19 protein-coding genes and 1 pseudogene are annotated in these 23,545 nt (G+C 64.4%); 6 read left to right on the forward strand and 14 right to left on the reverse strand.

Going from position 1 to position 23,545, the window contains the following annotated elements:
• Positions 1-116: 116 nt before the first annotated feature.
• The gene (argS, locus tag ACVWYQ_RS05595) at positions 117-1,907 is read right to left on the reverse strand and encodes an arginine--tRNA ligase (RefSeq protein ID WP_271537824.1); all 1,791 of its coding nucleotides are present in this window, start codon (positions 1,905-1,907) and stop codon (positions 117-119) included.
• Between the two features lie 9 nt (positions 1,908-1,916).
• Entirely contained in the window at positions 1,917-3,125 is a 1,209-nt protein-coding gene (locus ACVWYQ_RS05600; protein WP_271537822.1) for a deoxyguanosinetriphosphate triphosphohydrolase, read from the reverse strand.
• A 110-nt stretch (positions 3,126-3,235) separates the two neighbouring features.
• Between ACVWYQ_RS05600 and erpA the strand changes: the two genes are divergently transcribed.
• A complete protein-coding gene (gene erpA, locus ACVWYQ_RS05605) occupies positions 3,236-3,565 on the forward strand; it encodes an iron-sulfur cluster insertion protein ErpA (RefSeq protein ID WP_024342679.1) in 330 nt (109 codons plus the stop codon).
• Between the two features lie 5 nt (positions 3,566-3,570).
• Here erpA and ACVWYQ_RS05610 read toward each other — a convergent pair whose 3' ends face one another.
• On the reverse strand, positions 3,571-5,880 hold the full coding sequence (locus ACVWYQ_RS05610; RefSeq protein WP_404540955.1) for an ATP-binding protein: 2,310 nt from the start codon (positions 5,878-5,880) through the stop codon (positions 3,571-3,573).
• Between the two features lie 155 nt (positions 5,881-6,035).
• Between ACVWYQ_RS05610 and xth the strand changes: the two genes are divergently transcribed.
• A complete protein-coding gene (gene xth, locus ACVWYQ_RS05615) occupies positions 6,036-6,833 on the forward strand; it encodes an exodeoxyribonuclease III (RefSeq protein ID WP_271537818.1) in 798 nt (265 codons plus the stop codon).
• 15 nt (positions 6,834-6,848) lie between these two features.
• Here xth and ACVWYQ_RS05620 read toward each other — a convergent pair whose 3' ends face one another.
• From ACVWYQ_RS05620 to ACVWYQ_RS05645, 6 genes are all read right to left on the reverse strand, one after another.
• On the reverse strand, positions 6,849-7,676 hold the full coding sequence (locus ACVWYQ_RS05620; protein WP_157286102.1) for a tetratricopeptide repeat protein: 828 nt from the start codon (positions 7,674-7,676) through the stop codon (positions 6,849-6,851).
• A complete protein-coding gene (gene ilvD, locus ACVWYQ_RS05625; RefSeq protein WP_404540953.1) occupies positions 7,663-9,384 on the reverse strand; it encodes a dihydroxy-acid dehydratase in 1,722 nt (573 codons plus the stop codon). The genes ACVWYQ_RS05620 and ilvD overlap by 14 nt, the downstream gene beginning before the upstream one ends.
• Before the next feature lie 1,516 nt (positions 9,385-10,900).
• Entirely contained in the window at positions 10,901-11,158 is a 258-nt protein-coding gene (locus ACVWYQ_RS05630; RefSeq protein WP_036009816.1) for a hypothetical protein, read from the reverse strand.
• 121 nt (positions 11,159-11,279) lie between these two features.
• Positions 11,280-11,492, reverse strand: a complete 213-nt coding sequence (locus ACVWYQ_RS05635) for a hypothetical protein (protein WP_036044357.1) — start codon at positions 11,490-11,492, stop codon at positions 11,280-11,282.
• Between the two features lie 151 nt (positions 11,493-11,643).
• Complete coding sequence (locus tag ACVWYQ_RS05640) at positions 11,644-11,820, reverse strand: hypothetical protein (protein ID WP_167361664.1); 177 nt, start codon at positions 11,818-11,820, stop codon at positions 11,644-11,646.
• Between the two features lie 122 nt (positions 11,821-11,942).
• Positions 11,943-13,679 carry an adenylate/guanylate cyclase domain-containing protein gene (locus ACVWYQ_RS05645; protein WP_404540950.1) on the reverse strand — a complete coding sequence of 579 codons (1,737 nt, stop codon included), beginning with the start codon at positions 13,677-13,679 and terminating at the stop codon, positions 11,943-11,945.
• Positions 13,680-13,997: 318 nt separating this feature from the next.
• Between ACVWYQ_RS05645 and ACVWYQ_RS05650 the strand changes: the two are divergent.
• Positions 13,998-16,179: pseudogene (locus tag ACVWYQ_RS05650) on the forward strand (lytic transglycosylase domain-containing protein).
• A 176-nt stretch (positions 16,180-16,355) separates the two neighbouring features.
• Here ACVWYQ_RS05650 and ACVWYQ_RS05655 read toward each other — a convergent pair.
• The 3 genes from ACVWYQ_RS05655 to ACVWYQ_RS05665 are packed head-to-tail and all read right to left on the reverse strand — an operon-like array spanning position 16,356 to position 17,292.
• Positions 16,356-16,718, reverse strand: coding sequence for a hypothetical protein (locus ACVWYQ_RS05655; RefSeq protein WP_157283653.1), 363 nt, complete (start codon positions 16,716-16,718; stop codon positions 16,356-16,358).
• Positions 16,715-16,903, reverse strand: coding sequence for a hypothetical protein (locus ACVWYQ_RS05660; RefSeq protein WP_271537802.1), 189 nt, complete (start codon positions 16,901-16,903; stop codon positions 16,715-16,717). Before ACVWYQ_RS05660 ends, ACVWYQ_RS05655 begins: the two co-directional genes overlap by 4 nt.
• Complete coding sequence (locus tag ACVWYQ_RS05665; RefSeq protein WP_244941489.1) at positions 16,900-17,292, reverse strand: hypothetical protein; 393 nt, start codon at positions 17,290-17,292, stop codon at positions 16,900-16,902. Before ACVWYQ_RS05665 ends, ACVWYQ_RS05660 begins: the two co-directional genes overlap by 4 nt.
• 639 nt (positions 17,293-17,931) lie before the next feature.
• Here ACVWYQ_RS05665 and ACVWYQ_RS05670 point away from each other — a divergent pair.
• The 3 genes from ACVWYQ_RS05670 to ACVWYQ_RS05680 all read left to right on the forward strand — a co-directional run bounded on the left by ACVWYQ_RS05670 (position 17,932) and on the right by ACVWYQ_RS05680 (position 21,068).
• Positions 17,932-19,917 (forward strand): PAS domain-containing sensor histidine kinase, encoded by a 1,986-nt coding sequence (locus ACVWYQ_RS05670; RefSeq protein ID WP_456725500.1) that lies wholly within the window; start codon positions 17,932-17,934, stop codon positions 19,915-19,917.
• Positions 19,914-20,585 (forward strand): response regulator transcription factor, encoded by a 672-nt coding sequence (locus ACVWYQ_RS05675; protein ID WP_404540945.1) that lies wholly within the window; start codon positions 19,914-19,916, stop codon positions 20,583-20,585. Before ACVWYQ_RS05670 ends, ACVWYQ_RS05675 begins: the two co-directional genes overlap by 4 nt.
• A gap of 96 nt (positions 20,586-20,681) precedes the next feature.
• Entirely contained in the window at positions 20,682-21,068 is a 387-nt protein-coding gene (locus ACVWYQ_RS05680; RefSeq protein WP_404540943.1) for a response regulator transcription factor, read from the forward strand.
• A 54-nt stretch (positions 21,069-21,122) separates the two neighbouring features.
• Here the strand turns inward: ACVWYQ_RS05680 and ACVWYQ_RS05685 are convergent, their stop codons facing one another.
• Together ACVWYQ_RS05685 and ACVWYQ_RS05690 are read right to left on the reverse strand one after the other, a co-directional pair.
• The gene (locus ACVWYQ_RS05685) at positions 21,123-22,094 is read right to left on the reverse strand and encodes a tripartite tricarboxylate transporter substrate binding protein BugD (protein WP_456725501.1); all 972 of its coding nucleotides are present in this window, start codon (positions 22,092-22,094) and stop codon (positions 21,123-21,125) included.
• A 174-nt stretch (positions 22,095-22,268) separates the two neighbouring features.
• Positions 22,269-23,510 (reverse strand): threonine synthase, encoded by a 1,242-nt coding sequence (locus tag ACVWYQ_RS05690; protein ID WP_271537789.1) that lies wholly within the window; start codon positions 23,508-23,510, stop codon positions 22,269-22,271.
• Positions 23,511-23,545 lie beyond the last annotated feature (35 nt).

Genomic DNA, 23,545 nt, shown 5'->3' on the forward strand with positions numbered 1-23,545 from the left:
AGCCGCGCGCCCCTCGACCAAGGCACGGCTTTCGACCCACAAGGCTTTCAACCAAGTCTAAGCGATCCGGCTTCTGCCGGTTACCCCCGAATTCCCCTTAAGTAGTTCGCCCCAAACTACCGCATCTCGTCCGGGGCATGGACGCCGAGGATGGCGAGGCCCGATGCCAGGACCGAGACGACGCCCTGGACCATTGCCAATCGCGCCTTTGTAAGATCTGCATCATTATTGATAATGAAGCGTAAATAGGGCAAATCGCGCCCTTTCGTCCAAAGTGCATGAAATTCGCTGGCTAAATCATAGAGATAAAAGGCAATTCGGTGCGGCTCATGGGCAGCGGCGGCAGCTTCTAGCATGCGCGGATAAATTGCGAGGCGCTTAAGAAGATCGAGCTCGACAGGGTCCGACAGGCGTTCCATCGCCGACTCAGCGAGCCATGCGATCCGCGCGCCGGCATCCTCTGGGAGTTCCGGGAACACCTCGGCGCGGGCATTGCGGAAGATCGAGTGACCGCGGGCATGGCCGTACTGGACGTAGAACACCGGATTGTCGCGCGACTGTTCCATGACCTTGGCCAGGTCGAAATCGAGCACCGCGTCGTTCTTCCGGTACAGCATCATGAAGCGGACGGCGTCCTGGCCGACCTCATCCACCACTTCACGCAAGGTGACGAAGTCCCCGCTTCGCTTGGACATCTTCACCGGCTCGCCGTTGCGCAAGAGCTTCACGAGCTGGACGATCTTGACGTCCAGCGCTCCCTTAGCCGACGTCGTCGCCTTCACCGCGGCCTGCATGCGCTTGATGTAGCCGCCGTGGTCGGCGCCCCAGACGTCGATCATCTCGGCAAAGCCGCGGTCGAACTTGTTCTTATGATAGGCGATGTCGGAGGCGAAGTAGGTGTAGGAATTGTCCGACTTGATCAGCGGACGATCGACGTCGTCACCATAGGCGGTCGCCCTGAACAGCAACTGCTCGCGGTCTTCCCAATCCTCGACCGGCGCGCCCTTCGGCGGCGGCAGGCGGCCTTCGTAGATGTCGCCTTTGGCCTTCAGGAAGTCGATGGTCTCGGCAACCTTGTTGTTGCCGGTCTCGATCAGGGAGCGCTCGGAGAAGAACACGTCGTGGCGGATGTTGAGGGCGGCGAGATCGTCCTTGATCTCGTCCATCATCATCGCGATCGCCTTGGCGCGCACGGTCGGCAGCCACTGGGCCTCGCTCATCGCGAGCAGCTTGTCGCCATGCTCCGTCGCCAGCGCCTGCCCGACCGGCTTGAGGTAGTCGCCGGGATAGAGCCCTTCCGGGATCGCGCCGATGTCCTCGCCGAGCGCTTCGCGATACCTCAGGAAGGCTGAGCGCGCGAGCACGTCGACCTGGGCGCCGGCGTCATTGATGTAATATTCGCGCGTGACATCGTGGCCGGCGAACTGGAGCAGGCTCGCCAGCGCGTCGCCGAACACGGCGCCGCGGCAATGGCCGACATGCATCGGCCCGGTCGGATTGGCCGAGACGTATTCGACATTGACCTTGGCGGCGCCCCGGATGCGGCCGTATTCGGCACCCTCGCGCAGCACCGTGCGCAGCGCCTCGGCCCAGGCGGCGGGCTTCAGAGTCAGATTGATGAAGCCGGGACCGGCGACATCGACCTTGGCGATCAGCGCGTCGGAACGCAGCCGTTCGGCAATCTGCTCGGCGAGATCGCGCGGCTTTGCCTTTGCCTCTTTCGCAAGCACCATGGCGGCGTTGGTCGCCATGTCGCCATGGGAGGTATCGCGCGGCGGCTCGACGACGACGCGGGAGAAATCGATGCCCTCGGGCCAGCTGGAATCCGCCGCAAGCGCGCGGCAGGCGCCGTGCACGCGTGCGAGCACGTCGGCGAACAGATGCAGCGATGAGGATGTCTGGGGCATGGCCGCCGCCTAACGCAAATCCGGGGTCGAGTCAAAGAGCCGCTGGTGCTCGGTCAGGGCGAAGCGGTCAGTCATTCCGGCAATGAAATTGCCGATCCGGCGGGCCCGGTCGCCCTCGTCGTCCGCCTCAGCCCCCAGCAGCCATTCCGGCGGCAGCTCGCTGGGGGATTTCAGGTATTTCGCGAACAGGTCAAACAGGATCTGCTCGGCCTCGCCCATCACCCGCATCACCCGCGCGTGGCGATACATGTGCTGGTACAGGAAGCGTTTGATGGCGGCCTCTTCCTCCGCCACCTCGGCGGGAAACGCGACCAGCGCCCGGCTCTGCCGCCGGACATCCTGGGCCGATTGCGGCTTCACGGCCGCGAGGTTCTTCTCTGTCTCCGCAAACACCGCTCCGATCAGGTGCGAGATCAGCTCCCGCACCAGCTCGGCACCGCGCCGGACGTCTTCAAGATCGGGATAATGCGCCGCAGTCTCGGCGATGATCTCGGCCGTCAGCGGCATCACCTTGAGATCGTCGAGCTGGAACAGGCCGGCGCGCAGACCGTCATCAATGTCATGGGCGTCATAGGCGATGTCGTCGGCGATCGCGGCGACCTGCGCCTCCAGCGAGGCGAAGCTCCACAATTCGAGATCGTAGGTCTTGACGTAGTCGGCGATCCCGACGGGAACGCCATGCTCGCGGTAGCGCCCGACCGGGGCGCCGCTGCGATCGGTCAGCGGCCCGTTGTGCTTGACGATGCCTTCCAGCGATTCCCAGGTGAGGTTGAGCCCGTCGAACTCGGGATAGCGGTGCTCGAGCGAAGCCACGACGCGCAGCGTCTGGGCATTGTGGTCGAACCCCCCGAACTGCTTCAGGCAAGCATCCAGCGCCCGCTCCCCCGCGTGCCCGAACGGCGGATGACCGAGGTCGTGGGCCAAGGCCAATGTTTCGGTGAGATCCTCGTCGAGCCCGAGCTGGCGGGCCAGCGCGCGGGCGATCTGGGCCACCTCCAACGAATGGGTCAGCCGGGTGCGGTAGTGGTCGCCCTCGTGGAACACGAACACCTGGGTCTTGTACTTCAGGCGTCGGAACGCGGTGGAATGGATCACCCGGTCGCAATCGCGCCGGAACGGGCTGCGGGTCCGGCTCGGGGGCTCGGCGACCAACCGGCCGCGGCTGCGATCGGGGTCGCAGGCATAGGGCGCTCGGGGGGCTGCCATTCCGACGGACACGGCGAATTTAGTCCCTATCCATTTGATTCTGCGTATGGTGGCACTTAACTATGTCGGGTGCGGGATACCAAATGAATTGGGTATGACGCCGGGACTATCGGAGACCAGCAATGACGACTGCCGTGACCATCAGCGACCGGGCCGCACGCCGGATTGGGGAGATCCTCAAGGGTGAAGGTTCTGGCGCGATGCTGCGCATCTCCGTCGAGGGCGGCGGCTGCTCCGGCTTCCAGTACAAGTTCGACATCGACCGTGCCCGCACCGACGACGATCTCGTGATCGAGCAGGACAATGCGGTGGTGCTGGTCGATTCCGCCTCCCAGCCGTTCCTGGCGGGGTCGCAGGTCGATTTCGTCGATGACCTGATCGGCGCCTCGTTCCGCGTCAACAATCCCAACGCCACCGCGTCCTGCGGCTGCGGGACGAGCTTCTCGGTCTAACGCGGCTACGCGCCCGTTATCTGCCTTTCCTCGTCCGTCCAGGCCACCTCGGTCGGCATCAACGCCGGCTGGAGCGGCGCGTCCTCCGACATGACGTGGCCGTCCAGCGCCCGCAGCAACGCTCCGACCAGCGCCGGCTTGCGCAGCGGCTTGGCCAGGAAGTCCGACATGCCGGCTTCGCGGCAGATCTTGATGTCCTCGGGGAAGGCATTGGCGGTCAGCGCGACGATCGGCAAGGTCTCGAAGCGCCCGCCTTGCGCGCGGATGGCCCGGGTGGCGGCGAGCCCGTCCATGTCGGGCATGCGCACGTCCATCAGCACGACATCGTAATTGCCTTCGCAGGCAGCCGCGACGGCTTCGGTCCCGTCGGTGACGACGCGCTGCTCGATGTCGAAAGCCCCCAGCATCTTGCTCACGACCATGCGGTTGACCGCATCGTCCTCCGCGACAAGCACCTTCAGCGGCCGGTCGAGACCGGCGATCCGGGCCTTGAGCTCGTCGGCTTCGTCGCGGCCGCCAGCCTGATCGGACGCCTGCGCCTGGCTCCAGGGCAGGACCAGCGTGAAACGGAAGGTCGAGCCCTCTCCCGGCGTCGAGATGACGCCGATCGTGCCGCCCATCTGCTCGATGATCCGCCTGCTGATGGCAAGGCCGAGGCCAGTGCCGCCGAAGCGGCGGCTGATCGAGGCATCGGCCTGGGCGAAATCGCTGAACAGCAGACCGAGCTTGTCGGGCGCGATACCGATGCCGCTGTCAGTCACCGTCCATTCGACGGTCGCCAGCAGGTCGCGCCGCGCCTGGCAGGTCGCCGATATCGTCACCTCGCCTTCGTCGGTGAACTTCACAGCGTTGGAGGCGAGATTGAGCAGCACCTGGCGGATGCGCGCGACGTCGCCGCGGAGCGTCGGCGGCAGGTTCGGATCGAGCTCGACCTTGACCGTGAGCCCCTTGCTCTTGGCGCTGGCGCGCACCACGGTCGCAACCGTCTCGACCAGCGCTTGCGGCGCGAAGTCGATCGCCTCGAACTGGAAGCGGCCAGCTTCCAGCTTGGAGAGGTCGAGAATGTCGTTGAGGATGCGCTGGAGGTTGTCGCCGGACTCGCGGATCGTGGCGACGGCCTCGCGCTGCTCCGGATCGAGCCTGGTTTCGAGGAGCATGCTGGCAAGACCGAGCACGCCGTTCATGGGCGTGCGGATCTCGTGGCTCATCACCGCCAGGAAGTCGGACTTGGCGCGGCTTTCGGCCTCGGCCTTTTCCGCGCGCCAGCGTTCGGTGACGTCGCGTCCGAAGCCGCGATAACCGAGGAAATGACCGTCACGGTCATGGGCCGGCTTCGCCGTCAGCGACCACAGCCGGGCCTCGCCGCCTGCGACGACCTTGAGATTCATCTCGTGCAGCGGCTCGGCCTGCTCCATCAGGCCGACGATGTTGTAGGCCGCTGACTTGTCCTCGGGGCAGAGCATGTCGAGCACGTCGGCGAACTGCGCGCCTTTCAGCAGCGGAAGCGGCAGCTGCGCGACGTCCGCGAATCGTTGCGGCACGTCGACGAGACGTCCCTCGGCATCGGTCTGCCAGAGCCAGTCGCTGGCGTTCTCCTGAAAATCCTTCAGCAGCAGCGAGATGATCTCCGTCTGGCGCTCGAGCTCGAGCTGGGCCTTGAGATTGCCGAGGAAGAGGTTGCCCTGGGAGACGATGTTACGCGCCATGAAGAATGCGAACAGCAGCAGGAACACGGCGGTCACCAGATATGGGCCGGTGCCGCACAGGAGCAGCGCGCCGGCGCAGGCGATCGTCATGGTCGCGAGATAGACGAGGCCCGCGCGCGGGAAGGTCGAGAGCGTGAAGGCGCCGCCGGACATCATGCCGACCATCAGGCAGGCGAGGAGCAATTGACTGGTCGGCTCGATGCGGCTGAACAGAGCGAGCGGCAGCGCGCCCCAGATCGCGGCGAGAAAAAACGCCTGCCGCAGCGTCTGCCGCGCCGCGCGGGGCGAAGCCTCCTGCGGCGGGTCCTGATGCGACCTGTGCCACGCGCGCACCGCGAGCGAAGCGGTGACGGCGAGCGTCAGGCCCCAGATCGCGAGGAAGTCGTTCCAGCCCCTGCCCCAGAACAGGATCAGTACGATGGCGACGTTCAGCATCGTCACCGCCATCGTCACGGGGATCAGCTGGGTCACCGCGTCGATCTGTTTGGCGCGGATGCGGCGGATCTCGCGCTCGCTGAGATCGGCGGTCAGACCGTCCTCGATCTCGAAGCCGCCGAGCCAATACAGGAACGCGCCGATCAGGCCGTCACGCGGCTGAGTTCGATTCATCGCCTTGTCCGGCCATCCATCCGAGGAACCTCTTGACGATCAATGGCCTGCGGCCTGCTTAAGCCGGGTTAATTTTGTGGGAGATTTTGCGGACGGCTTGACGGGCGCGTTTGCATTTTGTTCTAACCCAAGACCCCCTGCGCGGAGCCCTCCCAATGCCCATCAGAGTAGCCACCTGGAACGTGAACTCGGTCCGGCAGCGGATCGATCTGCTCCTGACCTGGCTGAAGGAGTGCCAGCCGGACATCGTCTGCCTGCAGGAGATCAAGTGCGTCGACGAGGCCTTTCCGCGGCTGGAGATCGAGGCGCTCGGCTACAACGTGGTGACGCACGGGCAGAAGACGTTCAACGGCGTCGCCCTGCTCTCCAAGCTCAGGTTCGACGAGACCAACTCGGGCCTCGCCGGCGACGACGAGGATAGCCATGCCCGCTTCCTCGAAGGCGTGGTGACGCTCAAGCGAGGCGTGCTGCGCATCGCCTGCCTCTATCTGCCCAATGGCAACCCGGTCGGGACCGACAAATATCCCTACAAGCTCAAATGGATGTCGCGGCTTCTTGATTATTCGAAGGAGCGACTCAAGGAGGAGGTCCCGCTGATCCTGGCCGGCGATTTCAACGTCATCCCGCATGCCCGCGACGTGCACAATCCGGCCGCCTGGACCGAGGACGCGCTGTTCAAGACCGAGACGCGGGAGAGCTTCCAGTCCCTGCTCGGCCTCGGCCTCAGCGACGCCTTGCGCGCCGTCACCGACGAGGGCGGGCTCTACACGTTCTGGGACTACCAGGCCGGGGCCTGGCAGAAAAACCAGGGGCTGCGGATCGACCACCTGCTGCTGTCGCCGCAGGCCAGCGACAAGCTCGCCAATGTCGGCATCGACAGCTATGTGCGAGGCTGGGAGAAGCCGTCGGACCACGTTCCGGTGTGGGCGGATCTGGATCTCGAGGCGGCTTGAGGCCGCCTCAGCCGATCACTCCCGACGCCCCTGCACCCATTGCTCCAGCATTTGCAGGGCCATGGCGCGGTCGTCGTCGGAGGCCTTGGCGAAGGCGCGGTTGTAGCTTTCCTTGATCCAGACCTCGTCGGCACCGGCGCTGTCGCGCGCCAGCGTCAGCCACATCAGGCCGCGCGCGGCCTGCCGCGGCAGGCGGTCGCCGTTGAACAGCATCTGGCCGAGCAAGGCCTGGGCCTGGTGCTGGCCCTTCTGCGCGGCGAGGCCAAGCCAGCGCGCGCCATAGCGGTAGTCCTCGCGCGAGGCGTCCGGGGTCTTCAGGTACAGACGGGCGAGGTCGTATTGCGCGTCCGCGTTGCCGAAATAGGATGCGGCATAGGAGAACATCTCGCGGGCGCGGTCCGGGTCGGCCTTGACCTTCGAATTCGGGATGCCGGCCAGATAGTAGCGGCCGAGCGCGACGAAGGCGTTGGCCACGATCTGCGCCTGCGGCGCCGACGGGCTGTCCTCGGCATGCGCATTGGCGATCCGGCTGAAATATTCGAAGGCCCGCAGGTCGTCCTGGGCGACGCCGTCGCCGTTGGCGTACATGCGGCCGAGCTTCCACTGCGCGATGGGGTGGCCGCCCTCGGCGGCATATTGCAGGGCGCTGAGCGAGGTCTCCTGGGTTGCGACCTGCGGCGGAACCTTGGTGCGCACCGCACCCGCAGCGCCGGGCAAGGTCGTCACGACCGGGATTGTCGCATCCTTGGGATTGACCGGCGAACCGTCGAAGGCGAACGCCGGCACGGCCAGCGCAGCCGCCCCCAACACAAACGCAACTGTGGCACGCCTAAATGTCCGCATAGCACTGTTTCTCGTGCGCGCCGCCCGGATGGGTCACTGCCCCCCCGATCGCCGGTCCAACCTGCTGAGCATATTTCCAGAGCGCACCCGACGTGTGGTTAGTCGCGCGGGCGCTCCATTTGGTTCTGCGCTGGGCGAGCTCGGCGTCGCTCAATTTTACGTTAAGGGTACCGGCCACCGCGTCGATTTCGATGACGTCGCCGTCCTCGAGCAGCCCGATCGGGCCGCCGACCGCCGCCTCCGGCCCGACATGGCCGATGCAGAAGCCGCGGGTGGCACCGGAAAAGCGACCGTCGGTGATGAGCGCGATCTTGCCGCCCATGCCCTGGCCGGTCAGCGCTGCCGTGGTCTGGAGCATTTCCCGCATGCCGGGACCGCCCTTCGGCCCCTCGTAGCGGATCACGATGACTTCGCCTTCGCGGTAGGTGCGGTTCTGGACCGCCTCGAACGCGTCCTCCTCACGGTCGAAGCACCTGGCTGGACCGGTAAACCTGAGGTTGGACATTCCCGCGACTTTCACGATCGCACCTTCTGGCGCCAAATTGCCCTTCAGGCCGACCACACCGCCTGTCACGGTGATGGGCTTGTCTGCCGGGTGCACCACGTCCTGGTGCGGATTCCATTTCACGCTCTTGAGGTTTTCAGCGATCGTGCGGCCCGTGACGGTAAGGCAATCACCGTGCAGGAAGCCGTTGTCGAGCAGCGTCTTCATCAGAAGCGGTATGCCACCTACTTCAAACATGTCTTTGGCGACATAACGGCCACCCGGCTTCAAATCCGCGACATATGGTGTCTTTTTGAAGATTTCAGCGACGTCGAACAGGTCGAACTTGATGCCGACCTCGTGCGCGATCGCAGGCAGGTGCAGCGCAGCATTGGTCGAGCCACCGGACGCGGCGACCACGGCGGCCGCATTCTCCAACGCCTTGCGGGTGACGATATCGCGCGGCCGGATGTTCTGGGCGATCAGGTCCATCACCTTCTCGCCCGCGGTCATGCAGAAGGCGTCACGAATCTCGTACGGCGCCGGAGCACCGGCCGAGTACGGCAGCGCCAGCCCGATCGCCTCTGAGACGGTCGCCATGGTGTTGGCGGTGAACTGCGCGCCGCAGGCGCCGGCCGAGGGACAGGCGACGCGCTCGATCTCGTCGAGGTCCTCGTCCGACATGGCGCCGACCGAATGCTTGCCGACCGCCTCGAACATGTCCTGCACGGTGACCTGCTGCCCACGGAAATTGCCGGGCAGGATCGAGCCGCCATAGATGAAGATCGAGGGCACGTTGAGGCGGACCATCGCCATCATCATGCCCGGCAGCGACTTGTCGCAGCCGGCGAGCCCGACGAGCGCGTCATAGGCATGGCCGCGCACGGTCAGTTCAACCGAATCGGCGATGCATTCGCGCGACGGCAGCGAGGAGCGCATGCCGTCATGACCCATGGCGATGCCATCGGTCACGGTGATGGTGCAGAATTCGCGCGGCGTGCCGCCGGCGGACGCGACGCCCTTCTTCACCGCCTGCGCCTGACGCATCAGCGCGATGTTGCAGGGAGCAGCTTCGTTCCAGCACGAGGCGACGCCGACGAAGGGCTGGTGGATCTGCTCGGTGGTCAGACCCATGGCGTAGAAGTAGGACCGATGCGGCGCGCGCGCAGGGCCTTCCGTCACGTGACGGCTCGGCAGCCTTTGCTTGTTGATCTTCGCGCCCATCGCAACCAGCTTCCCCTGCCAACCCTTTCAGACCCGAAAAATCAGAGCCAAGATTTGAATCGACCTTGGGATTTTCTCGTCGCCTTCGAAGACCGCCACTGCCCTTAAAACATTAGAGCGATTTTATTCATGTTCGGGTGTGGCCAAAAAGCGGCGGCGATGCGAACCGCCGGTGATGAGGGTTAAATCCGATGTGGGTGTTGCACAGGCAGCACAATCGTTACCGGGAAGACACGGGCTTCCTTACGTGGATACCTCGCTAAAATGACGATCCACAACCTGAGATCTTTCGGAAGGCACAGAACATCCGCTCTGGACGACAGGCGGCATACCGGAAGTGAGTCGGCGGCGGCCCCACGCGAAGCGATGCACATCGCTCGTGTCCCGGACAAGCTGCAACGCGGGGCGTTGCGGCGCAGAGCCGGGACCCAGGGTGACATGGTACGGCGCAGATTGATGGGCCCCGGCTCTGCAGCGCATCGTCGAACCGGACGATGCTTCGCATCGCCGGGGGGACGCTGCGCTGCGTCCGGGGCACGAGAGAGTGTAGCGCTCGCACTCTCCTCCTCGTCGTTGCGAGGAGCCCTTGCGACGAAGCAATCCAGAATCCCGCCGCGGAAAGATTCTGGATTGCTTCCGCCTTCGCCAAAGGCTTCGGCGGACAAGTCGCTGCGCTCGCAATGACGGAGTGTGAGGCGACGCTGCGTTCTCCAAGTAACACTTGTCATTCCCCGCGAAGGCAAGGAATCCAGCACGCCGCGCCCCCTCGTTTCAATCACTGGCGTCTCGGCGTACTGGATCGCCCGCCTTCGCGGGCGATGACAGCGAGTGTGGAGGTGCAGACATGCCTTCGCATTCTCGCGGCTGATTTCGCCCGAGCTTTGCTTGGTCACTTCACCCTCTTTTCCAAGAGGGCGCAGGGAAGGCCGGGTGCCGGCGGCACCCGCGGTCCGCTGCGCGAAAAGCACACGCAGGAAGAACCGCACAGCAGCATACAGGTGAAGCCCAACACACGGCCTTCCCTGCGCGATGGTCGGACGGCTTATGCCGCGCTCTCCCGGGAGCCGAGTTCCCTCTGGCCTCCCTCGCTCCCGCGAAAGTCACCGGCACCGCGCCGGTTGACGCCAATGCCGCATTCGCCAGAGCTTGACCGTAGCAACGACGGCCAGGACCACACGGTTTTGCCGTACGCGCGGTTCGTTGGCGCCGCAGGGTTCGACGGCGTTGTGCACGTTGCCATCGAAATGCCGGCGCGACGAACCTGACAGCGCCGCTCGTCCGTACGAAGCTTAGGGGCTCACGGAGAGCAATCCGCCCTGCCCTCAGCTCTTGTACACGACGCTGCCGCGTCCACCGCAAGCCCGGCTCGCGACAATGACGACCTCATGATCGCCCCTCGAGATTGAGCCGGGATGGGCGACACATACGCCATTTCCGAATTTCGGTAAAGCGGAATATTTTTATGCGGGCGGGTTGACAGAGAAGCGAAACACCGACGAGACGACGACGCCGAACATCAGGACCGCCCGCGCGAGCGTTGCGCCTGGGCCCAGGCGACAGCGACATCGCGTGGCGGGGCATCCACGCGCTTGATGGGGGTCAATTCGCCGGAGGCCGAGACGATCGCCGTTTCTTCGCGGCGGCAACGCGTGCAGACGAAGCGGACCTCGTGCGGCGACGCCGACCAGCTCGACCGTTTCACATTGGCCGCCATCGGCCAGGCATCGCAATGCGAGCACGACACCAGAAATCGACCGGGATCGAGCATACCCATTCCATTGGACTCCGCGTCCTGCCGCCTCCTTCAATGATTAATGCATGTGAATCGTTCCGGTGCTCCAGCACCGCCGGCATTGGCTCGAGGGCCCTACCGGTTCCGCGCATCCGCAAAATGCTCAGCGAGCGCCCTTGAGGGTGCAGGAGGTCGTGCAGGTGACCGTCGTGCCGCGGTCGCACGTTTTGCAGGCGCTGACGCACTGGTTCATGTCGCGTGGATTGTAGCTGTAGTTGCGCAACGGACAGGCCGGCGTCGTCGAGCCGGTGATGTCCTGCTCCTGATCGCAGGCCGCCGTCATGAGCGCGAATATGATCACTGCAACGAGGCGCATGGGATTGCCCTGTCAGACATGGCAAATCACACTCACGAGGCGCGCTGCATTGCAGCGAACCCCGGCCTTCCCACCAACGAGTGTCGCCGACCGGCGGTGCTCGCTTGCTCCAAGGATGCGCGCCAAACGTTAAGAACGGATTTCAGCCGGCTCAGGCCGCAGCCGTCGTCGCGATCGCCTGCCGGATATCGACGGCCAGCTGACGGTACTGTTCCCCGAGCTTCAAATAGAACTCGCGCTTGCTGCTGTCGGTGGCGAGCTTGGCGATCAGCTCGCATTCGGCGGTGAGCGTCTCGAACCGTTCCAGCCTGTCTTCGAGATGTGTCATCGGCGTGTCCCCATCAGACGCCTCATGGACATCCAACCTAAGCCCGGGAAATAGGTCACGGCGAACATCGTTATGGAGTAGCATCTTTTTTCCGGCGCGGCGTGCCCGACCGCAAAGCACGGCTATTTCTGCTCCAGCCGCCAGACGCCGTCCCAATCGGGATCCGGCGGATTGGCCACAAATTGAGCGATGCGGCCGAGCATCGTGCGCGAGGGGCCGTCGCCGGGGACTGCCTCGAGCGCCGCGTTGAAGGCGGCGCGGGCCTCGTCGAAGCGCCGCGCACGATAGGCGGCGAGACCATCGGCATAATGCGTGCGCAAGCTCACTTGCGCATTGCTGAGCGCGCCTGGTCTCGCCATCAGCTCGAAGATCGCCTGCGGCGCGCTTTGGCCCGCGACCGCCAGACGATCGATCTCGCGCAATTCCAGGCGCGATCCGATCCCGTCCGCGGTCGCCTGCGAGATCAGGATGCGGGTGCCGTAGACCTTGTTGACGGCCTCCAGCCGCGAGGCGAGATTCACGGCATCGCCCATCACGGTGAAGCTCATCATCAGCTCGGAACCGATACTGCCGGTCAGGACCTCGCCCGTGGCGATGCCGACGCGAAGATCGCACGGCGCCGGCATGGCGCGGATGCCGAGCAGGTCCGGCAGCTGCTTCTGCAGCGCGGGCACCTGATCGGTCATCTCGACGGCGGCGAGCCCTGCGAGCAGACCCTGCTCATCCTCCTCGATGAAGGGCGGCCCCCAATAGGACATGATGGCGTCGCCGATATATTTGTCGATGATCCCGCGATTGTTCCTGATGGGAGCGGACATCACGGTGAAGTAGTGGTTCATCACCTTGACGAGGCCGCGCGGCGTCATGCCCTCGCTCATCGAGGTGAAGCCGCTCATGTCGCAGAACAAGATGGTCATCACCCGGCGCTCACCGTCGATGGCGACCTCCGGCCGGTCGATCAGGCCCTGCACCACCTTCGGGTCGATGTAACGGCCGAAGGTCTCGCGAATGCGCTCGTTGTGCCTGAGCTGCTCGATCATGCGGTTGAAGGCGGCAGCGAGCTCGCCGATCTCGTCCTGTGTCGAGACGGTGATGGGCTTGTCGAACCGGCCCGCTTCGACCTCGCGGGCGCCGGCCAGCAGCAGGCGCACCGGTCGCGTGATGCCGCTACTCACCAGCAGCGCAAACACGAAGCCGACGATCGCCGCGAGCAGGGTTACGACCCCAGAGACGATGATCGTCTGGTGCTGGCGGCCGATCACCTGAGACGTCGAGAAATAGACCTGCGCCAGCATGTCGGCGCGGATCGCATCGACCTTCCGGTTGAACGCATCGCGCAGCGTGTCGAGGTGTTCCAGCGTGCCGCGGGCCGCGGCCATATCCTTGGCCTCGACCTGCTTGAGCAGTTTCGCATTGCCCTCGTCGAGATCGCGCCGCAGCTCGGTGACGGAGCTTTCGATCCGGACGTCGAGCCGTGCCAGCGCGGCGTTGTCGGAATACGTCCTGGAGTCGTCGATGATCGCGTTGATGAGCTTGCGAGCGGCCTCGGCCTCCCGCTCGAAATTGCGGTCCAAGGCCTCGAAGTCGCGAAGCCGCGCCGTGTAGGCCTCCTCGTCCGACGGCGCCTCCATCCTGGTCATCACCATCCGCCGCTGCGCCAGCGCCCGTTCCAGCGAGCGGATGTTCGCGCGCGCCAGATGGCTATAGGCCGGGATGTAGCGGTTGGTCAGCTCGTCGAGCAAAATGCCGACCTGGCTGGACATCACCATCGACAGGATCGAGGTGACCAGCATCAGAACGATCAATCCGAGCGCGATGCCGACGATCTTGCGCCGGATCGACTGGTTGAAAATCGGCATAGGTACAGGGCAAAGGCTGAAAGGATGAAGCGAGGGAACTCATACACCGGATTTGGCCGAGGCAACACGTGCAATCTGGCCGTTCTGGCGTCCTGTACCGCGCGCAATCGTCGCGCGAAGCCTGCTCGTTAACAAAAGGTTAAAACCGCTGCCTCTTCCGTCCTTTCGGAAGTTCCCCAGCTCCTATCCGTATTTTGCCGCATTGTTGCGACAGCTTGAGGATGCGACACGATCCCGACGCATCGTTCGGTGTTTTGATTCGCAAGCCGCATGTCGCGGACCTTGGTTTGTAGTGGTTTTCGCAGGGGGGACCATCCAATGAACCAGTGCCTACGCTCGCTCGCGTGTGTCGTTGCCGTGGCCGCGATGGCCCTCCTTCCCACCGAGCTGGCGGCGAAGAGCAGTCAAAAATCATCCGCACCGAAGAAGACGCATGAGGCGAAAGCGGGCAAGCACCGCCACGCTTCCGCCGGCAAAGCGCGACACGGCAAGCACGCCGAGGCCAAGCGCAAATCGAAGAAGGCGGTCGAGGAGCCCGCGGCCAAGCCGGCGCTGACCGGCGATCTCGCCGCGCTGAAGGACGCCATCGACCTGACGCGCAAGGGCAAGACCGAAGACGCGAGCGCTGCGCGCGACCGCATCACGGACCCTGCCGGACAGAAGCTCGCCGACTGGTTCATGCTGCGCCATCCCGACAGTACCGCGAATTTCAAGCGCTACGCCGCCTTCCTCGCCGCCAATCCCGGTTGGCCGAGCAGCGCCCTGCTCCGCCGCCGTGCCGAGGCACGGCTGTGGCAGGAGAAGGCCGACGCGGCCATCGTGCACAAGTTCACGATGGATCGCCCGACCAGCGCCAAGGGCAAATTCGCACTCGCGCGCGTCCTGCTCGCCGAAGGCGAGACCGACAGGGCTGCGCGGCTGGTCCGGGAAACCTGGCGCGCGGAGGAACTGTCCGAGCGGAGCGAAGAGGATTCCTATGCGGCGTTCGGCGACCTTCCTGTCCGCCGACGATCACCGCGCGCGCATGGACAAGCGCCTCGGCGCCAAGGATTATGCAGGTGCGCGGCGCGCGGCGAAGCGGCTCGGCGAGGACGCGCTCGCGATCGTGAAGGCCTGCGCCGCCGTCACCGGCAAGGCGAGCAAGGCCAAGGATCTGCTCGAGGATGTCGCGGCCGAGGAGCGACGCGATCTCGGTTACGTGCTGTGCCGCGCGCAGTGGCATCTTCAGAACGACCGCATCGACGACGCGGCCGAGGTGATCCTCGCTGCCAAGCCCGACATGATGGCAGCCCAGGACACCGACGCCTGGTGGCGCGAGCGCCGCATGCTGGCGCGCAAGCTGCTCGACCAGGGCAAGGCCAGGACCGCCTATGACGTGGTGCACACGGCCGCGGTGCCGGAAAAGGAGGTCTACCGCGTCGACTATCACTTCATGTGCGGCTGGATCGCGCTACGCTATCTCGACGATCCCAAGACGGCGATGGTGCATTTCGCCTCGATCGACGCTGGCTCGTCCAATCCGATCGCGCTGTCGCGGGCGCATTACTGGCGCGGCCGCGCGGCCGAAGCCATGGGCGCGACAGCCGACGCGCGCATGAGCTACCGGGCGGCGGCGCGCTATCACACCGCCTATTACGGCCAGCTCGCCCGCGCCAGGCTCGGCCTCGACGGCATCGAGCTGCGTCCGCCCTCGCCGGTGCTGGCCTCGACCGATGCGCAGCTTGCGGACGAGCGCGTGCGCGCCGCCGACATGCTCTACGGCATCGGCGAGCGCGACATGGTGTTCTATTACGCCGAGGATTTCGCCAAAGAGAGCACCGACGTCGCCGCGCTGGAAGCGCTCGGCGAGCTTGCGGGCCGGCGCAACGATGCGCGCGTGATGCTGGAGGTCGGCAAGACCGCGCTGGCGCGCGGGCTCGCGCTCGACCATTACGCCTTCCCGACCATCGGCATCCCCGAGCACAAGCAGGTCGCACCGGCGATCGAGACCAGCGTGATCTATTCGGTGGCACGCACCGAGAGCTCGTTCGAGCAGCGCGACAAGTCGCATGCCAACGCGGTCGGGCTGATGCAGGTGACGCCGGAAGCGGGACGCGACACCGCGAAGCGCTTCGGCCTGACTTACGACTGGGACAGGATGGTCTCCGACCCCGTCTACAACACGCAGATGGGCGCCGCCGAGCTCAGCGCGCTGTTCTCGGAATATCGCGGTAACCAGATCATGACCTTCGCCGGATACAATGCCGGCCGCGGCCGCGTGCGTGAATGGGTGCAGAAGCGCGGTGATCCCCGGGACCCCAACGTCGATCCGGTCGACTGGGTCGAGCGCATCCCGCTGTCCGAGACGCGCAACTACGTCCAGCGCGTGATGGAGAACGTGCTGGTCTACCGGGCAAGGTTCGAGGGCAGCAGCATGATCGCCGGCAAGAGCGACCAGCGCGTGGTGACTCACGAGGCCAGCGCAACGGAGCCAGCGGCGGCCGCAGCACCCATTCCCTGATCGACGCCGCCGGGGCTGGACGCGGCGCTTGCAAGGATACGGTGCTGCGGCTTCTACGCGCGTGCAGTCGCGCAGCTAAAGCGCGATGCGATTAGGATGAATCGTCATTGCGCTTTAGATTATTGTTTGAGCATGATCGTTTCGGAAAACCGCTTTACACTTTTCCGGATCATGCTCTAGGTGTCACCTCCTTCCATCGTGATCGGGTCGCGACTGTCCAAATATGCGGCGGTCAAAGCTCTCGCGAAGGTCCAGGCAGTGATCGTGCAGCTCCAGCACCAGACGGCACTCATCACCGTCAACGTCTGGATCATGCTGCCAGCGGCGAGCTCGACCTTGCCGGCAATTGGTTCCGTCCGCCCAGGCACCGGCCAGTGCATGAACAGCGTGGAGAATTCGCCGCGCCGGTAACAATCGTCGTCACAGTAACGGCGCTGCGTCCGCGCATGGCGGACATAGCCGGAGCGGAGCGACCGCGAGCATGTGCTGCACGCGGCCGCGTGCAACGGCGGCTCGTGATTGACCACCACGAATTTCATGAAGCCGCTCTCACGCCATCTTTCGCGAGCGTCTCGCAGAACAGCGCGTAGCACTGATGATCGCAGTAAGGCAGACGGGTCGCGATCTCGCGCAAATAACTGCTGCTGATCGGCTCGCAGCACTGCATACACGAGGTCTGCCGGAACGGGGTCCGGCCGTTGACCAGCACGAACGCGAATCTCATGTGGCACCTCCCAAAGCGAAGCAGTAAACGCTGTCGAGCGGAGACAGGGCGGGCGGTGGAGCGCACAGATGATTCCGGCCGTCCGGATTATCCCTGTTTCTCTCCACCTTTTGCGGTGGGATCAGAATGTATCTCCCGTCCTCCCGGCGCCGTGCATAGATCTGGTCGCCGATGTACTTGATGTCGGTCGGATAACAGTCGGCGCTGTTGCAGCAACTGACGCCCGGATTGTCCGGCATGCGCCAGGTCGAATAGAATTTTTCGTGCAGCGCCTGGTCCTGGGGCGGATGCCGGCGATGAACGGCACCGTGTCCTGCCTCCTGTCCGTGGGCGGCCGCGATGGGGGCGATGAGAACGATCCAGCAGAAGAGCTTGCATGAGCGGTTCAACGCACGGCCTCCCGGATCAGCTCTCCAATCCAGCCTTATGCGACCTGGGCCCGAAACAACCACCGGCGGTCGCGTTCGCTTCGCGTGCGGAAACGATCAACGCACTTCTTGGAGCAGAGCGCCGTGCGCCAGGAATAGTAGCGGATCAGGCCAAACTTGCCGCCGCACACCGCACAGCCATTCCCTGAGGAGCAACTTTCGGACTCCGATAGGCGACGCTCAGGAAGTACCGACATATCACACATTGCTGTCTCCCTCTGTTGCTTGCGCTTTTCTCAGTTGTTGCCTTCGAGACTTCCGATGGTCGCGAGGCTAGTCCGCCGGGCACGAAACGCTCAATTGTACGGAGGTAAATGGCCGACATGACTAGGAATGGAGGAGCTATACCTAGGTTTGTCCCGTATTCGCCCGGGGCCCACCCTGCCCGAGTTCAACGTGATGGCGCATGACCCTCTGGCTGCACGGTCACCGTGAAACGTTGGCCGGCACGGTGTCCTTGAGGCGCCGCCATGGACTTTGGCGGCGAGCGGACAGTCCAAAGGCGAACCATGACCGCCGATCCGACTTTGGCTGGAATTGCTCCTCTCGTCGCAACGTGCTCTACTTCTGTTCACGCAGAGAGTGCCGGGAGCGCCAGCGATGAAGCCTGGCCGGGCAGCGACATTCGGGAAGTCAGCCGCGCAATTCCTCGTCGGCTGCCTGAGGCAAACTGTTCCCGCCAAGCAGCACACCGAGCCCAGTGGTGCCGACTTGCTCGAGGCGGTCAAGCAGTGGCAGCAGGTCTTCGAGCACACGCCGGTCATGTACTTCATGGTCGATCCGGCCGGTACCGTGATCAACGTCAACACCTTCGGCGCCGAGCAGCTGGGCTACACGCCGGGGGAGTTGATCGGCCGATCCGTGCTGGATGTCTTCCTCGCCGAAGATCGCGCCACTGTCCGCGCCTGTGTCGCGTTGTGCCTCAAGACCCTTGATCAGTCACACACCTGGGAGATCCGGAAGGTTCGCAAGGACGGCTCGATGTTATGGGTGCGCGAGAACGCCAAGGCCATGCTGCGAGCCAATGGCGGGCCGATCGTGCTGGTCGCCTGCGAGAACATTACCGAACGCAAGGAGGCCGAGAACGCGCTGCGACAGAGCGAGGCTTATCTCGCCCAGGCGCAGGAATTGAGCCACACCGGCAGTTTTGGCTGGAAGGCCAAAACCCGCGAGATCACCTGGTCCAAGGAGACTTATCGCATCTTCCAATGCGAAGAAGGGACGAAGCCCAATATCCCGTTCATGCTCCAGCGGATCCATCCGGAGGACCGGCTCGCCGTGCAGCAGACGACGGGCCAGGCGGCGCGCGAGGGGAAAGACTACGATCACGAATACCGGCTGGTGATGCCCGACGGTTCCATCAAATACGTTCGGGCGGTGGCACGGGCGACGCGAGATGCAAGCGGCTACGTCGAATTCGTTGGATCAGTCAGCGACATCACGGCGGCCAAAGAGGCAGAACGCAGGCTCCGCGACAGCGAGCAGCGCTTTCGCGATTATGCCGAAACTGCCTCTGACTGGTTCTGGGAAACCGGGCCGGACCACCGGGTCACCCAGGTATCGGAACACTCGGATACCAACACTGTTCCCGCGGGCCTGATCGGGCTCACGCGGTGGGACATTGCGCCCGACGCCGCTCTTGAGCCCGAGAAATGGCGACAACATCGCGCGGCCCTCGACGCCCACGTCCCGTTCCGCGACTTGGTGTATCGCAGCAAGGACCGCAACGGGCAGCCGATCTATGTGCGGACCAGCGGCAAGCCGTTCTTCGACGCGGACGGCGCTTTCCTGGGCTACCGTGGCGTTTGCACGGACGTAACCGCGGCCATCCGGGCCAATCAAGCCGAAGACGCGCTACGGAAGGCCCAGGCCGAGCTCGCCCATGTGACGCGTGTCACGACACTGGGTGAGCTGACCGCTTCGATAGCCCACGAAATCAATCAGCCGCTCGCTGCAGTGATCGCAAACGCCGACGCCTGCCTCGCCTGGCTGCAGCGCAATCCACCGGACCTCAAAGCGGCCCGCCGCTCCGTCGAGTGGATCATCGAGGACGGCAGGCGTGCCGGCGACGTGATCCGTCACGTTCGGGCGCTCGCCAAGCGTTCTGACATCGAGATGGTACCGCTCGACGCCAATGCGGTCGTGCGGGAGGCCGTCGCGCTCGTTCAGCGCGAGATGGCCAGCCACGGCGTGTCCGTCCGCATGGAGCTGTCCTCGGCGCTGCCGAAGATCTTTGGCGATCGCATCCAATTGCAGCAGGTCCTGATCAACCTGATCATGAACGGGATCGAGGCCATGGCAGACGTCCACGATCGCCCGCGCGAACTGGCGATCCGCTCACAGGCGAGCGGCGATGGCGCGATGCAGGTGAGCGTTTCCGACTGCGGAACCGGCATCAGCGAACAGGCGATAGACCGCCTGTTCACGCCGTTCTTCACCACGAAGTCCTCCGGCATGGGCATGGGCCTGTCGATCTGTCGATCGATCATCGAGGCCCATGGCGGGCGACTTTCCGCCATACCAAATCAGGAGCGCGGCGCGACTTTTCAGATCACCTTGCCCCTCCACCGAGAGGAAGCACCGTGACCGAGCGCGCGGAATCTTCGCCACCGCAGAAGGACGGCGATCAGCCCCTTGTCCTCATCGTCGACGACGACGCGTCCATGCGCCGTGCGCTCACCAATCTGTTCGAGTCGGTCGGTCTCAAGGTCGAAGCATTCGGCTCGGCGCCGCAGCTCCTCCAGGCCAAGCCGCCAGACGTCCCGAGCTGCCTGGTGCTCGACATCCGACTGCCCGGAACGAGCGGCCTCGAGCTGCAGGCCGACCTTGCCAAGGCAAATATCCACACGCCTATCATCTTTATTACCGGTCATGGCGATATTCCCATGACGGTTCGGGCCATGAAGAGCGGGGCGATCGACTTCTTGACCAAGCCGGTCCGCGATCAGGACATTCTCGACGCAGTCCAGGCCGCCATCGAGCGAGACCGCAAGCGCCGCGACCTCAACAGGACGGTCTCGACGGTCAGATCACGCTTCGAGTCACTGTCCTCGCGGGAGCGAGACGTATTGTCACTGGTGACGTCCGGCCTGATGAACAAGCAGGTCGCCGCCCAGCTCGGATTGGCCGAAATCACCGTCAAGATCTACCGCGGCCAGATCATGCGGAAGATGGGCGCGAAGTCGCTGGCCGATCTGGTGAGAATGAGCGAGGCGCTCGGGATTGGCCCGAACAAGCCCGATGCACAAACCTAAGTATGAGTTTCCAATCGTGACCGGCAGGTCCACCTTGCGCCTTTATGTTCTAGCCGTGGCGACGGCAAGCGTAATTCCCGGCGAGGAGCGGACGTCTTGTCAGTGGCTTCGGTCATCTCGGTGCTTGACGACGACCCCTACGTTCGGGCCGCGATCAACAATCTCCTGGAATCGCGCGGATACAACGTCCACACGTTCGCCTCGGCGGAAGAGTTCCTGAGCTCGACCGATTCGAGCGACACCTCGTGCGTGATCGCCGACGTACAGATGCCGCTGATGAGCGGAATCGATCTGTTGACGAAGATGCGGTCGCAGGGTTCGGCTACGCCGTTCATATTCATCACAGCTTTCCCGGATGAGGGCGTGCGTGTGCGGGCGCTCGATGCGGGCGCAATCTGTTTTCTCGGCAAGCCGTTCGCCGCCTCGGATCTGATGCAATGCCTGGACCGTGCGCTGGCACCAGGTCACCAAACCACGTCTTGAGCGCCCGCCGCCAGCAAACGCGGCGGTGACGCCGCGAGGAGTGCGCCGCCCGGTTCAATCTACCTTGATGTTCGCCGCCTTGATGATCGGCCACCATTTGGCGATCTCGGCCCTTTGCTGCGTGCCGAGCGCTTCGGGCGTGAGCTGATCCTTGGGTGTCATCTCGAGACCCTGGCTTTCCAGCTGCTTCCTCACTGCCGGATCGTTCAGCGCCTCCACGGCCGCAGCGTTGAGCTTTGCGACGATCTCCTTTGGCGTGCCCTTCGGCACCCACATGCCCGACCACAGCGTCATGTTGAAGCCTTTCAGGCCCGCCTCCTCCGCGGTCGGGATCTCGGGCGCGGAGGCGAGGCGCTTGTGGTCGGTGACGGCGTAGGCGCGGATGGTGCCGGCGCGGACCTGGCCGATGGAATTGGAGGTCTGGTCGACGATGATGTCGATCTGGCCGGCGATGAGATCGTTCAATGCCGGCGCAGTGCCGCGATAAGGCACGTATTGCAGCTTGATGCCGGAGACGCTCTCGAAATAGACGCCGGCGATGTGGCTGCCGGAGCCCGCGCCGGCCGTGCCCGCGGTCGGCGGCGATGGCCGCGACTTCAGCCAGTCGATCAGCTCCTTCAGCGAGGTCGCGGGCACCGCATTCTTGCTGACCACGATCATCGGGTTGCTCGGCAGCAGCACCACCGGCTCGAGGTCGGCGACGAGGTCGAATTTGAGCTTGTAGACGGCGCCGTTGGCGACATGGGTGCCGAGATGGCCAAACGAGATGGTGTAGCCGTCGGGCGGCGATTGCACGGCACGGCCGACACCGATCGAACCGCCTGCTCCGGTGACGTTCTCGACCACGACCGGCTGGCCGAGCGGCACCCGCATACGCTCGGCGAGCACCCGCGCCATCGCGTCCGAAGGCCCGCCCGCCGCAAACGGCACGATGATGGTAATGGGACGCGAGGGAAAATCGTCGGCGCGCGCGGCGCCTGCAACAGCGAGAACAGCAATCAGCGCAGCCCAGACGGCCTTCTTCATTGTCTTCTCCCCAGATGTTTTTTTCTTCACCTCGCCCCGCTTGCGGGGAGAGGTCGAATTGCAAAGCAATTCGGGTGAGGGGGAGTCTCCGCGAGCTCAACTTTCACTGTGTTTGCGGAAGCAGCCCCTCACCCCGACCCTCTCCCCGTAAGAACGGGGAGAGGGAGAAGCAAGTTAGAATTTCGAATAGTCAATCGGCTTGTGGCGATCGAGCGTGCGGGTGACCGGCGGCAGCGGGTATTTCAGGCCGGTCGCGCAGTTGAACAGCATGACGCGATCGGTCTTGCTGACCCGGCCGTCGGCGAGACTTTCCTTGTAGGCGGCGTAGGTCGCGGCACCCTCGGGGCAGAGCAAGAGCCCCTCCTCGCGCGCGACCTCGCTCAGCGCCGCCGAGATCTTGTCGTCATCGACCGCAATGGCAAAGCCCTTGCTCTCGCGCACCGCGCGCAGGATCAGGAAGTCGCCGATCGCTTGCGGCACGCGGATGCCCGAGGCGATGGTGTGGGCGTCCTCCCAGCGCGTCGCGTGCTCGGTCCCGGCCTCATAGGCGCGCACCATCGGCGCACAGCCGGAGGCCTGCACCGCAACCATGCGCGGGCGCTTTGAGCCGATGAAGCCGATCTTCTCGAGCTCGTCGAACGCCTTCCACATCCCGATCAGGCCGGTGCCGCCGCCGGTCGGATAGAAGATCACGTCGGGCACGTCCCAGCCGAGCTGCTCGGCGAGCTCGAGGCCCATCGTCTTCTTGCCCTCGATGCGGTACGGCTCCTTCAAGGTCGAGGTGTCGAACCAGCCGACTTTCGCCTTGCCCTCGCCGACGATCTTGCCGCAATCGTCGATATAGCCGTTGACGCGGTAGACGGTCGCGCCCTGCAGCTCGATCTCGCTGACGTTCACTTCGGGCGTATCGGCCGGGCAGAAGATCGTGGTCTTGATGCCGCAGGACGTGGCGTAGGCCGCCAGCGCCGCGCCGGCATTGCCGTTGGTCGGCATCGCCATGTGCTTGATGCCGAGCGCCTTGCCCATCGACACCGCCATCACGAGGCCGCGCGCCTTGAATGAGCCGGTCGGCAGCCGTCCCTCGTCCTTGACGATGATCTCGCCGCCGCCGAGTTTTGCACCGAGCTTCGGCAGTCGGATCAGGGGCGTCGTGACTTCGCCGAGCGAGACGATGTCCTTGCATTTGCGCACGGGCAAGAGCTCGCGGTAGCGCCACATGTCGCCAGGGCGCTGGGCGAGCGCATCCTTGGTCAGCGCCTTCTTCACGCCCGCGAGGTCGTAGCGCACCAGCAGGGGCTTGCCGGCCTTGGAGAGGTTGTGGACCTCGTCGGCCGCGTAATGATCGCCCTCCATCGCGCATTCGAGATGGGTGACGAAGGTCGGGCGTTCGATGGTGAGATTGTCGTTGTCGTGCATGGGATGATTTCCTTCTTGTTCTGCAAACAGCTCTC

It is taken from the genome of Bradyrhizobium sp. USDA 3397, from assembly GCF_054060965.1.